The 12,057-nt window shown below is 60.5% G+C and carries 10 protein-coding genes; 9 read left to right on the top strand and 1 reads right to left on the bottom strand.

Annotated elements, in window-relative coordinates; all coding sequences use genetic code 11:
* The first annotated feature begins 265 nt into the window (after positions 1 to 265).
* Both rpmE and L8I05_RS17070 read left to right on the top strand, forming a co-directional pair.
* Positions 266 to 499, top strand: coding sequence for a 50S ribosomal protein L31 (gene rpmE, locus L8I05_RS17065; protein ID WP_005784030.1), 234 nt, complete (start codon positions 266 to 268; stop codon positions 497 to 499).
* A gap of 288 nt (positions 500 to 787) precedes the next feature.
* Positions 788 to 2,056: a malic enzyme-like NAD(P)-binding protein gene (locus L8I05_RS17070; RefSeq protein WP_159953780.1), complete on the top strand. Its 1,269-nt coding sequence runs from the start codon at positions 788 to 790 to the stop codon at positions 2,054 to 2,056.
* A 206-nt stretch (positions 2,057 to 2,262) separates the two neighbouring features.
* On the opposite strand, the gene L8I05_RS17075 is transcribed toward L8I05_RS17070, so the two are convergent.
* A complete protein-coding gene (locus tag L8I05_RS17075) occupies positions 2,263 to 4,728 on the bottom strand; it encodes a penicillin-binding protein 1A (protein ID WP_159953781.1) in 2,466 nt (821 codons plus the stop codon).
* A gap of 226 nt (positions 4,729 to 4,954) precedes the next feature.
* Here L8I05_RS17075 and pilM point away from each other — a divergent pair, with 226 nt between their 5' ends.
* The 7 genes from pilM to L8I05_RS17110 all read left to right on the top strand — a co-directional run bounded on the left by pilM (position 4,955) and on the right by L8I05_RS17110 (position 11,843).
* Complete coding sequence (gene pilM, locus L8I05_RS17080) at positions 4,955 to 5,611, top strand: type IV pilus assembly protein PilM (RefSeq protein ID WP_242170648.1); 657 nt, start codon at positions 4,955 to 4,957, stop codon at positions 5,609 to 5,611.
* Complete coding sequence (locus L8I05_RS17085; RefSeq protein ID WP_242170428.1) at positions 5,608 to 6,159, top strand: PilN domain-containing protein; 552 nt, start codon at positions 5,608 to 5,610, stop codon at positions 6,157 to 6,159. Before pilM ends, L8I05_RS17085 begins: the two co-directional genes overlap by 4 nt.
* Entirely contained in the window at positions 6,156 to 7,127 is a 972-nt protein-coding gene (locus L8I05_RS17090; RefSeq protein ID WP_242170430.1) for a pilus assembly protein PilP, read from the top strand. Before L8I05_RS17085 ends, L8I05_RS17090 begins: the two co-directional genes overlap by 4 nt.
* A gap of 69 nt (positions 7,128 to 7,196) precedes the next feature.
* Entirely contained in the window at positions 7,197 to 8,522 is a 1,326-nt protein-coding gene (locus L8I05_RS17095; protein ID WP_242170650.1) for a type IV pilus secretin PilQ family protein, read from the top strand.
* Positions 8,523 to 8,526: 4 nt separating this feature from the next.
* A complete protein-coding gene (gene aroK / locus L8I05_RS17100) occupies positions 8,527 to 9,045 on the top strand; it encodes a shikimate kinase AroK (protein WP_017138567.1) in 519 nt (172 codons plus the stop codon).
* A 124-nt stretch (positions 9,046 to 9,169) separates the two neighbouring features.
* Positions 9,170 to 10,270: a 3-dehydroquinate synthase gene (gene aroB, locus L8I05_RS17105; RefSeq protein WP_242170432.1), complete on the top strand. Its 1,101-nt coding sequence runs from the start codon at positions 9,170 to 9,172 to the stop codon at positions 10,268 to 10,270.
* 10 nt (positions 10,271 to 10,280) lie between these two features.
* On the top strand, positions 10,281 to 11,843 hold the full coding sequence (locus L8I05_RS17110) for an AAA family ATPase (RefSeq protein WP_242170434.1): 1,563 nt from the start codon (positions 10,281 to 10,283) through the stop codon (positions 11,841 to 11,843).
* The last annotated feature ends 214 nt before the right edge of the window (positions 11,844 to 12,057 follow it).

Genomic DNA, 12,057 nt, shown 5'->3' on the forward strand with positions numbered 1-12,057 from the left:
CTACAAAATCGCACTGGCCTTGTTGGGGCTGCTTTGCAGCCCAGCCCAGCGCAGGGCAGGGCAAGCCTGCTCGCCACAACAAGCCCGGCTCCCACATTGATCGCGGTGAGCCGGCAGTTTTTCGGATGAAAGGGGCTTATATGTGGCCAATCGGCCGGAACCGCCGCTTGCGCGTTTAAAAAGGTCTGGTAGAATCCGCGGCATAATTACGTGCGGTATTCGACAATAGTGTCGAGTGGCGGCACGCTAGCCCGAGGAAGTCACCATGAAAGCCGATATCCATCCAGCGTACGAAACCATCGAAGTCACCTGCAGCTGCGGCAACAAGTTCGAAACTCGTTCGAACCTGTGCAAGCCACTGGGTACTGACGTATGCAACGAGTGCCACCCGTTCTACACCGGTAAGCAGAAAACTCTGGACACCGGCGGCCGTGTACAGCGCTTCGCAGATCGCTTTGGTGCTTTCGGCAAGAAGCCTGCTGCTACTCCAGCAGAGTAAGGCTCAAAAGCCCTTTGGGTTTTTGCCAGCTGTTGAAAAAGGCGTCCCTTGTGGGCGCCTTTTTTGTGCCTGCGATTTGGCAGCACATCGATCAAATCGAATTTAAACAAAAAATTGTAGACATTTTTTAAGTCGATTGTGAACAGTTGAACCCTTGTATCCCGTGGCTCTTGGCCAAAAGTCGTAGCGCAGGGCCCTTGACACCTGTGACTGCCCAGTCTTGTAGGGACTTTGCGACACGCGTATCCTCGGCGGTCCGTCGACCAACAGTAAAAGCGGAATGCCGATATGTCTGATTTGAAAACTGCCGCTCTCGAATATCATGCCCATCCTCGTCCAGGAAAGCTGAGTGTAGAGCTCACCAAAGCCACTGCCACCGCCCGCGACCTGTCGCTGGCCTACAGCCCTGGCGTTGCCGAGCCCGTACGTGAAATCGCCCGCGACCCTGAACTGGCGTACAAGTACACCGGCAAAGGCAACCTGGTTGCAGTGATTTCCGATGGCACCGCGATTCTCGGCCTGGGCAACCTCGGCCCATTGGCTTCCAAGCCAGTCATGGAAGGTAAGGGCGTGCTGTTCAAGCGCTTTGCCGGCATCGACGTTTTCGACATCGAAGTCGATTCCGAAAGCCCGCAGGCTTTCATCGACACCGTTAAGCGCATTTCCATCACCTTCGGTGGCATCAACCTGGAAGACATCAAGGCACCTGAGTGCTTCGAGATCGAAAAGGCCCTGATCGAACAGTGCGACATTCCGGTATTCCACGATGACCAGCACGGCACCGCAATCGTTACCGCGGCCGGCATGATCAACGCCCTGGAAATCGCCGGTAAAACCCTGGCTGACGCGCAAATCGTCTGCCTGGGCGCCGGCGCTGCGGCCATCTCCTGCATGAAATTGCTGGTGAGCATGGGCGCCAAGCTGGAAAACATCTTCATGGTCGACAGCAAGGGCGTTGTTCAGTCCGAGCGTACCGACCTGAACCAGTACAAGGCGATGTTTGCCCACGCGACCGACAAGCGCACCCTGGCTGACGCCCTCGACGGTGCAGACGTGTTCGTTGGCCTGTCCGGCCCGAACCTGCTGAGCGCCGAAGGCCTGAAATCCATGGCGGCCAACCCGATCGTGTTCGCCTGCTCCAACCCGGACCCGGAAATCTCCCCGGAGCTGGCGCACGCTACCCGTAGCGACGTGATCATGGCCACCGGCCGTTCGGACTACCCGAACCAGGTCAACAACGTACTGGGCTTCCCGTTCATCTTCCGTGGTGCCCTGGACGTTCGCGCCAAGCGCATCAACGAAGAGATGAAAGTCGCTGCCGCCAACGCCCTGCGTGAACTGGCCAAGCTGCCGGTGCCTCAGGATGTATGTGATGCGTACGGTGGTGCTCCACTGGCGTTCGGTCGTGAGTACATCATCCCGAAACCAATGGATAAGCGCCTGATCACCCTGATCTCCGATGCCGTGGCCAAAGCCGCCATCGAGACCGGTGTGGCCACCCTGCCGTATCCGAAGCACTACCCGCTGCAAAGCGTGGATGATGTGTTCAACGGCTAAGCCGTTGTAGCGCACCAACAAAAAGCCCCGGCTCTCGCGAGTCGGGGCTTTTTTGTGGCTGTTTGAATACGGTCTTCAGACGTCGGGTAAACCCTGTGGGAGTCGGGCTTGCCCGCGATGGCGGTGTATCAGGCAGACCGCTATCGCAGGCAAGCCAGCTCCCACATGATCGTTCCCACGCAGAGCGTGGGAGCGATCAGTGGCGGTTAGAACAAATCGATCGGCGCCGCCTCATCCGCCGGCAGCGGGCTGCCCGGTGCAACGCCATTGCCCAGCTCGTTGACTGACGGCGGCGTGTCTTCGCTCTTGAACAGTTCGAAGTACGCATTCGGCGTGCTTGGCGACGCTGCTCGGCCACTCACCGGGTCAATGCGCAGGCTGAGAATGCCTTCCGGCTCAGGCTGGGTATGCAGCGGTTTGTCCTTCAAGGCCGCGCCCATGTAGCTCATCCAGATCGGCAGCGCGACGGTGCCACCAAACTCGCGGCGGCCCAGGCTTTCCGGTTGGTCGTAGCCGGTCCACACGGTGGTCACGTAGTCGCCGTTGTAACCGGAGAACCAGGCGTCCTTGGAGTCGTTGGTCGTACCGGTCTTGCCCGCAATGTCTGCGCGGCCCAAGGCCAGGGCGCGACGGCCGGTGCCTTTCTTGATCACGTCTTCCAGAATGCTGTTGAGGATATAGGTGGTACGGCCATCCACCACACGCTCGGCGACCGCAGGTGCTTGTGGCTCGGTCGGCGCGGTGGCATTGGCCGCTGGCGCTGTGCCTGGCGTCGGCTCAATGGTGATGCCGCCGTTGCTCGGTGCCGCGATGCCATCGGGCGCCGCCACGCCATTGACCACGTCACCCGGCACGCGTGGCGGGTTGGCGGTGAACAGGGTGTCGCCATTGCGGCTTTCGACCTTGTCGATCAGGTACGGCGTGATCTTGTAGCCGCCGTTGGCAAAGGTGCTCCAGCCGGTGGCGATTTCCATCGGCGTGAGGGTCGCGGTGCCCAGTGCCAGGGACAGGTTGGGCGGCAGGTCCGACTTGGCGAAGCCGAAGCGCGTCATGTAGTCGATGGTCTTGCCCACGCCCATGGCCTGCAGCAAGCGGATCGACACCAGGTTACGCGACTTGTACAGCGCCTCGCGGATGCGGATCGGGCCGAGGAATGTATTGGTGTCGTTCTTCGGGCGCCAGACCTTGTCCAGGTACTCGTCGACAAACACGATCGGTGCGTCGTTCACCAGGCTGGCGGCGGTGTAGCCGTTATCCAGTGCGGCGCTGTAGACGAACGGCTTGAAGCTCGAACCCGGTTGACGCTTGGCCTGGGTGGCACGGTTGTAGTTGCTTTGCTCAAAGGCAAAACCGCCGACCAGGGCGCGGATCGCACCGTTCTGCGGGTCCAGGGACACCAGGGCGCCTTGGGCGACAGGGACCTGGCTGAATTTCAGGCTGTCGTCTTTCTGGCGTTGCACGCGGATCAGATCACCCACCTGTGCCACGTCCGACGGCTGCTTGGGCATCGGGCCCATGCTGTTGGTGTTCAGGAAGGGGCGCGCCCACTTCATGCTGTCCCACGACACATGGCCTTCGCCGGTGCGGGTGAGTACTTGCACGCCATCTTTCTTCACTTGGGTGACGATGGCTGGCTCCAGGCCGCTGATCGGGCGCTGTTTGCCCAGTTCAGTGGTCCAGGCGCTCAGGGTTTTGCCCGGCAGGCGTGATTCGGGGCCGCGGTAGCCGTGGCGCTGGTCATAGGTGACGAGGCCGTCGCGTACCGCGTTGTTGGCGATTTCCTGCAGGTTGCTCGGAATCGTCGTGGTGACGCGGAAACCTTCGGTGTAGGCCTCGCTGCCATAGCGGCCGACCATTTCGGCCCGCGCCATTTCAGCGATATAGGGTGCGTTCACTTCCGGCGTCGGCACGTGGTAGCTGGCATTCAGCGGTTCGGCCACGGCGCTTTCATAGGCGGCCTGGTCAATTTTGCCCAGCTTGTACATGCGCCCCAGGATCCAGTCGCGACGCTCTTTGCTGCGCGCCGGGTTGGCCAGAGGGTTAAAGCGCGAAGGGGCCTTGGGCAGGCCGGCAATCATTGCCATTTGCGCCAGGCTGGCATCACGAATCGACTTGCCGTAGTAGACCTGGGAAGCGGCTTCAATCCCGTAGGCGCGGTTGCCCAGGTAGATCTTGTTCACGTACAGCTCAAGGATTTCATCCTTGGTCAGCTGACGTTCTATCTGCAGGGCCAGCAGGATTTCAGTGGCTTTACGCGAAAAGCTGCGTTCGCTGGTGAGGAAGAAGTTCTTCGCCACCTGCATGGTGATGGTGCTGCCGCCGGATTGAATGTGTCCGCTTTTTACCAATTGGGTGGCTGCACGCACCAGGCTGCTGGGGTCCACGCCGTAGTGATTGGCGAAATTATCATCTTCAGCCGACAGCAGGGCGTTGATGAAATTGGGCGGAATGTCGGCGAAACGAATCGGTGTGCGGCGCATTTCGCCGAACTCCGCGATCAATTTTTCATCGCTGCTGTAGACCCGCAAAGGAATCTGCAACTGGATACTTCTGAGTGCCTCTACGGAGGGCAAACCCGGACTAAGGTAGAGGTAGGCCCCGCTGAGTACGAGCAGGAGCCCGCAGACGATCGCGACAATGGAGTACCCGAAAAACTTCAGCAGACGAATCAAGGCTTTTGGATTTCCAGAGAAAAGAATGAGTTACGCGTCGGGGCATGCATAACAAACGATGGATCGACCCGAGCAGCAGAAAAAAGCGGGAAAAAACGCTGGGCATTAAAGCATTTTCGGCCTGGGGCGTCATTCGCACCGCTCAAACAAGTCGACCGAATGCACGATGCCCGGCGGCAATCAGGCAATGACTGCCGGTATGACAGACAAAGTTTTAGGGAGTTTTATGAGAAAGGGATTTTTCAGGCGAAAAGTCGACACCACGCTCGGCGTCGACATCAATGACACCGGCATCAAGCTCATCGAGCTGGGCCGTTCCTCCAGCGGTTACAGCGTTCAGAGCTACGCCACCCAGCGGTTGCCCGCCAATGCGGTCGTCGATGGTACTTTGCTGGACCTTGAAGCCATAGGGCAGGTACTGCAACTGGCGTTGTCTCGGCTGAACACCTCGGCTCGGCAGGCTGCGGTTGCTGTGGCAGGCCCATCGGTCATCACCCGAGTGATTGAAATGGCAGCAGGTCTCAGTGACGAGGAAATGGTCTGGATGATCCAGATGGAAGCCGATCAGTACATTCCTTACCCATTGGACGACGTCGCCATCGATTTCCAGGTACGCGGCCCATCTGCCCATGACCCTGCACGGGTCGAGGTATTACTGGCTGCGTGCCTCAAGGAACAAGTCGAAGCCCGCGAAGCGGTTTTGGCCTCGGCCGGGCTGGTGACACAAGTCGTCGATGTCGAAGGGTTTGCATTGGAGCGCGCTTGCAGTCAGGATTTCGCCAGCTTCACGCCGGGCCATCGTGTTGATGGCGCACAATGGGCCGTGGATGCCCACGGGATGGGAATTGCTTGCGGGTTGGCCCTGAGGAGTTTCGCTGGATGACACGAATCAATCTTTTGCCATGGCGTCAGGCGCTGGCAGAGCGGCGGCGCAAATACTTCCTGGTATTTCTGCTGGCCTTCGCCGGTGTGGCGCTCGCGGCGGTGTGGCTGGCGGACCAAGTGATCGATCAGGCGATTGACCGGCAGGTGACGCGCAACAATCACCTGAGCAAAGAAGTCACCATCCAGGATTCGCGCATCAAGACCATCGACGACTTGCAGGAGCAAAGCCAGCAACTGGCTGCGCGCATGAAGGTCGTGCAAGACCTGCACGAATCCCGCTCGGCCGGTGCCCAGCTATTGGACCAATTGGCCCGTGCGGTACCCGATGGGGTGCATCTGCATGAGGTGGTGGCCAAGGGCAACACCGTCAAGGTCAGCGGCAGTGCTGAGTCCAGCCAGGATATCGCCCAATTGATGCGCCGCCTGGAAGCCTCTGAAGGCGCCCACGCCACTCGGCTGCAGCACGTGCGTGCGGAAGGTCAGGGTGGCGGTAACGAATTTCAATTGATGGTGCGCCAAGGCGAATCCACTGAGGCCCAGCCTTGAGCCTGCCCAGGCTCGACGTGTTCACGCTTTCTCACAATGCTGCTAAATGGCCCTTGCCGAGTAAGGTTCTACTCGCCTGTGCGCTGGCGGCGTCCGTCTGGCTGATGGGCGATACCTGGCGGCTGGCCCCGGCACGTGAGCGGCTGAACACGCTGGAAACGCAGGCAGCGGCGCTGCAACAGGCGCTCACGCAAAAGGCCGGCCTGGCAGACAGTCTTGAGGGTCGGACCCGTCAGGCTCAAGTGATGCAGGAGCAGGTGGCCGGTCTTTTACGACAACTGCCCGGCGAGTCGGACATGCCTGGCCTGCTCGAAGACATCGCTCGGCTGGCGGCTGCCAACGGTTTGGTGGTCGAGGGTGTCGCGGTGTTGGACGAGCAATTGCAGCCGCTTTATGTCGAGGAGCCGGTGCAGCTCGGTGCTTTTGGCGCCTACCACGACCTGGCAGCATTCTTGAGTGGCTTGGGCGGGCTGTCGCGGATCGTCACTGTGCACGACGTTGTGCTTCGGTCTGATGGGCCGTTACTGCGCCTTGATTTTCTGGCCAAGACTTATCGGAGCACATTGCCGTCCGGCAGGGCTGGCAGGGCTGTCGAGCAGGGGCCGCGATTTGTCTACGACGCGGCTTTCTTGCGCGATCCGTTCCAGCCGCCCACATCACAGGCCGATCACGCGCCTGGCCGGCCGACACGTGCACCGGATTTAGCGCGTAAGCGCGGGGCGCTGGAAGCCGTGCCCGTCGACCGGTTCGAAATGGTCGGCACGTTATCTCGTGGTGTGCAGACCTTCGCGCTGCTGCGCGCAGCCTCTGGCGTGCACCGGCTGGCGGTCGGCGACTACCTGGGCCCCAACCATGGTCGAGTCATGGCCATTCATGCAGGCCACATCGAACTGGCCGAACTGTTCCCGGATGAGCAAGGCGCCTGGCTGGAGCGCTCGCGAACCCTGGTGTTAAACGTCAACTCATAACGGAATCAAACAATGAAAAGGACTTTTTCGTCCTTCGGTGTGGCGCTATGGATAGCGTTCACGACACCGATGGCCCTTGCTGTGCCCAACCGTGTAGATCTGATCCAACTGCCGCCGCCTGGCAGCGCGGTGCCAAGCACCTATAGCGGTGACAAGCTGAACCTCAACTTCCAGAACATCGAGTTGCGTGCGGTATTGCAGCAGATAGCGGATGTGGCCGGGCTCAACCTGGTCACCAGCGACGAGGTGCAAGGCTCGATCACCCTGCGACTCAAGGATGTGCCCTGGGATCAGGCGCTGGACCTGGTGTTGCAAACCAAAGGGTTGGACAAGCGCGTGAAAGCCGGCGTTTTGCTGGTGGCGCCCGCTGAAGAATTGGCTGCCCGTGAGTTGCTGGTGTTGGAGTCGAACAAGCAGATGGCCGAGTTGGCGCCATTGCGCCGGGAGCTGTTGCAGGTCAATTACGCCAAGGCCGCGGACCTGGCCAAGCTGTTTCAGTCGGTGACGACCCTGGATGGCCTCACCGACGAGCGCGGTTCGGTGGCGGTGGATGACCGCACCAACAACATCGTTGCCTACCAGACCGGCGAGCGGCTCGAAGAGCTGCGGCGGATCGTGGCGCAGCTGGATATTCCAGTGCGCCAAGTGATGATTGAGGCGCGCATCGTCGAAGCCAATGTCGATTACGACAAAAGCCTGGGCGTGCGCTGGGGCGGGCGCCTTAATCGTGGCAATTGGGGCGCGGGCGGCATCGGCAAGCCGTTGGCCGAGGGCGTTGAACCACCGGCGAGCCCGTCCAGCTCGCCGTTTGTTGACTTGGGCTCACTCACCGGCACTGCTGGTTTGGGCATTGCCTATATCACCGACAACCTGTTGTTGGACCTGGAACTGACGGCCATGGAGAAAACCGGCAACGGCGAAATCGTCTCGCAGCCCAAGGTCGTCACCTCCGACAAGGAGACCGCGCGCATCCTCAAAGGCACCGAGATTCCCTATCAGGAATCCACCGGCAGAGGCGCCACGTCGGTGTCCTTCAAGGAAGCCTCGCTGTCGCTGGAGGTGACCCCGCAAATCACGCCGGATGGCTGGGTGATCATGGAGGTCAAGGTCACCAAGGATGAGCCCGACTACCTGAACAAGCTCAACGACGTGCCGCCGATCAAGAAAAACGAAGTCAACGCCAAGGTGCTGGTCAAGGACGGCGAGACCATCGTCATCGGCGGGGTTTTCTCCAATACCCAAAGCAAAGTGGTAGATAAAGTGCCATTTTTGGGCGATGTGCCGTATCTTGGCCGCCTTTTCCGGCGCGATGTTGTGGCGCAAAGAAAATCCGAGCTGCTGGTATTCCTGACTCCGCGTATTATGAATAACCAGGCGATTGCTGTGAGTCGTTGATTCTGTGCGAAATTTGATTCTTGTAGGACCGATGGGGGCTGGAAAAAGCACCATCGGCCGTTTGCTGGCCAAAGAGCTGCGCCTGCCATTCAAAGATTCCGACAAGGAAATTGAATTGCGCACGGGTGCCAATATCCCATGGATCTTCGATAAGGAAGGCGAACTGGGCTTTCGCGACCGCGAGCAGGCGATGATTGCCGAGCTGTGCGGCTGCGACGGCGTGGTATTGGCCACCGGCGGCGGCGCAGTCATGCGCGATGAAAACCGCCGGGCGCTGCACGCCGGTGGGCGCGTGGTCTACCTGCATGCGTCGGTCGAGCAGCAGGTGGGCCGCACCGCCCGCGACCGCAATCGCCCGTTGTTGCGCACTGCCGATCCGGCCAAAACCCTCAGGGATTTGCTGACGCTGCGCGATCCGCTCTATCGGGAAATCGCCGATCTGGTGGTGGAAACCGATGAGCGGCCGCCACGAATGGTGGTTCTCGACATTCTTGAGCGCTTGCAGCAGTTGCCACCCCGTTAAAGCCAGACCCGAAATGCGCTATTCTCGGCGGCGCGCTATCAGCCTTCGGGGTGTGGCGCAGAGCCATCAGGCGACGTCAGATCCGAGCGTTGCCGATCGTACATATATCTTCACGCGGGGACACATGCAGACACTTAAGGTCGATCTAGGCGAGCGCAGCTACCCAATCCATATTGGCGAAGGTTTGTTGGACCTGCCTGAGCTGCTTGCACCGCATATTGCCGGGCGGCAGGTGGCGATCATCTCCAACGAAACGGTCGCGCCGCTGTATCTTGAGCGTCTGAGCCGCAGCCTTACGGCGTACTCGGTGATTTCGGTGATCTTGCCTGACGGCGAGGCCCACAAGAACTGGGAAACCTTGCAACTGATCTTTGATGGCCTGCTGACTGCGCGCCATGACCGGCGAACCACCGTGGTTGCCCTGGGCGGCGGTGTGATCGGCGACATGGCCGGCTTTGCGGCAGCCTGCTATCAGCGCGGCGTGGACTTTATCCAGGTGCCAACCACCTTGTTGTCCCAGGTTGATTCGTCGGTGGGCGGCAAGACCGGCATCAACCACCCGCTGGGCAAGAACATGGTCGGTGCGTTCTATCAGCCTCAAGCCGTGCTGATCGACACGGCGACCCTCAACACCCTGCCACCGCGCGAGTTGTCGGCGGGCCTGGCCGAAGTCATCAAGTACGGGTTGATCTGCGACGAGCCGTTCCTGACCTGGCTGGAAGAGCACATGGACGCCCTGCGCGCCCTGGACCAAGTGGCGCTCACTGAAGCGATTTCCCGTTCCTGCGCCGCCAAGGCGCTGGTGGTGAATGCCGACGAACGGGAGTCCGGCGTACGCGCTACGCTGAACCTGGGCCACACCTTCGGCCATGCGATCGAAACGCACATGGGCTATGGTGTGTGGTTGCATGGGGAAGCTGTGGCGGCTGGCACCGTGATGGCATTGGACATGTCGCAGCGCCTGGGCTGGATCAGCGCCCAAGAGCGCGATCGCGGCATCCGCCTGTTCCAGCGCGCCGGTTTGCCTGTCGTTCCACCTACGGAGATGACCGAGGCGGATTTCCTCGAACATATGGCAATAGACAAGAAAGTGATCGACGGTCGCCTGCGACTGGTGCTGCTGCGCCACATCGGCGAAGCGGTAGTGACCGACGATTATCCGAAAGAGATTTTACAGGCCACGCTGGGAGCGGATTACCGCGCCCTGGCCCAGCTTAAAGGTTAATAAGATCCCGATGACTAGTTTGCATGCCGACGAGGCGTTCCTCGGCCATTACCAGTTAAGCCACGACCCTTTTGCTCCGCGGGTGCCGGGCTTCAAATTTTTCCCTGCCCAGCGCAAGCCGGTGCTCGGCCAGTTGCACCATTTGGCGCGCTACAGCCAGCTGCTGCTGGTGGTCACCGGCCCGTTGGGCAGCGGCAAGACATTGCTGCGCCAGGCGCTGGTTGCCAGCACCAACAAGCAATCGGTACAGAGCGTGGTGGTGTCGGCCCGTGGTGCGGGTGATGCGGCGGGCGTGTTGCGCCAGGTTGCCCAGGCGCTGAACGTGGCGACCGCCGAGCCGAACGCGATCCTCAAGCAAGTGGTGCAACTGGGCCTGACCGGGCAGGAAGTCTACCTGCTGGTGGACGACGCCGAGCAGCTCGACGAATCCGCCCTGGAAGCGCTGCTGGCGCTGGCGGCGGGTACGCCTGAGGGCCGCCCGCATGTGTTCCTGTTTGGCGAGTCTTCGTTGATCGCCGATCTGGAGCAGATCAGTGGCGACCAGGAGCTGTTTCACGTCATCGAATTGCAGCCATATGAAGAGGAAGAAACCCGCGAATACCTGGCTCAACGCCTTGAGGGCGCTGGGGCGGGTATCGAACTTTTCTCCGCTGCGCAGATCTCTGATATTCACGAAAGCTCCGACGGCTGGCCTGGCACCATCAACCAGGTTGCCCGGGATGCCTTGATCGAAGCCATGATTGCAAGCCGCTCTGCGGTTAAGCGTCCAAAGATGGGGTTTACTATGCCTAAGAAGCACGTATTGGCTATTTCCGCCGTTGTCGTGGTCGCTGTCGCCGCCGCCTGGTTGATCCCAGGTCGCAGCAAGGCACCCGCCACCGCCGGCGCGCCAACCGAACAGGCGCAGTTGCCACTGGGCAAGCCCACGCCAAATGTCGAATTCGCCAACTCCGGCCAACCGACCAATCTGCCAATGGTTGGCCAGCCTGTCATGCGCGGCCCGCTCGCCCAAGAAGCCGGTGGCATCTCCGAAGGCGACGACGGTGTGCCGGTAGAAGGCTCCAGCGCCACGCCGCCGACCGTGACCACGACCGCGCCGCCTGCGGGCGTACCAGCCGGTCAACCAGCGGCTCCGGTTGCCAAGCCGACCCCGGCTCCGACCGTTGCCACCGCCAAGCCGGCGCCGGTTGCCAAGCCTGTAGCACCTGCGCCAGCCGCCAAACCGGCACCGGCTGCCAAGCCTGCTGAGAAACCAGCGGCCACTGTCGCCAAGGCCGGCGCCGCTGGCAGCAGCTGGTACGCCAGCCAGCCGACTGGCAACTTCGTGGTGCAGATCCTCGGCACCAGCTCCGAAGCCAACGCTCAGGCGTTCGTAAAAGAGCAGGGCGGCGAGTACCGTTATTTCAAGAAAGTGCTCAACGGCAAGCCTCTCTACGTGATCACTTACGGCAACTTCTCCAGCCGTACCGCAGCTGAATCCGCTATCAAGGCCTTGCCAGCGAAGGTCCAGGCTGGTAAACCTTGGCCTCGCACTGTTGCCAGCGTTCAACAAGAACTCGCAACAACTCGCTGAAGATTCGGCGGCCTTACCCAGGCCGCCTCTCCCGGCACCTCAAAAAAACGACAAAGCGTGCAGCCCTGAAGGCCGCGCGCTTTGTGGTGTCTGCGTCACGTAGCTTTTGAGTCGTAGCGGTCAGAATTAAAAAAGTTTTGACTAGCACAGCATATCGCTTTAAACCTTTCATAAATGCGACATAGATTTGCGACATTTCGTCGCTAAATTTGTG

It is taken from the genome of Pseudomonas sp. MONT-RG-20F-20-E-7-02 (assembly GCF_022662395.1).
In the GTDB taxonomy this organism is placed as follows: domain Bacteria; phylum Pseudomonadota; class Gammaproteobacteria; order Pseudomonadales; family Pseudomonadaceae; genus Aquipseudomonas.

Excerpts from the sequence above, each read along its gene's own strand:
- rpmE (WP_005784030.1), top strand. The coding sequence starts at position 266 with ATGAAAGCCGATATCCATCCAGCGTACGAAACCATCGAAGTCACCTGC.
- L8I05_RS17070 (WP_159953780.1), top strand. The coding sequence starts at position 788 with ATGTCTGATTTGAAAACTGCCGCTCTCGAATATCATGCCCATCCTCGT.
- pilM (WP_242170648.1), top strand. The coding sequence starts at position 4,955 with ATGAGAAAGGGATTTTTCAGGCGAAAAGTCGACACCACGCTCGGCGTC.
- L8I05_RS17085 (WP_242170428.1), top strand. The coding sequence starts at position 5,608 with ATGACACGAATCAATCTTTTGCCATGGCGTCAGGCGCTGGCAGAGCGG.
- L8I05_RS17095 (WP_242170650.1), top strand. The coding sequence starts at position 7,197 with ATGGCCCTTGCTGTGCCCAACCGTGTAGATCTGATCCAACTGCCGCCG.
- aroB (WP_242170432.1), top strand. The coding sequence starts at position 9,170 with ATGCAGACACTTAAGGTCGATCTAGGCGAGCGCAGCTACCCAATCCAT.
- L8I05_RS17110 (WP_242170434.1), top strand. The coding sequence starts at position 10,281 with ATGACTAGTTTGCATGCCGACGAGGCGTTCCTCGGCCATTACCAGTTA.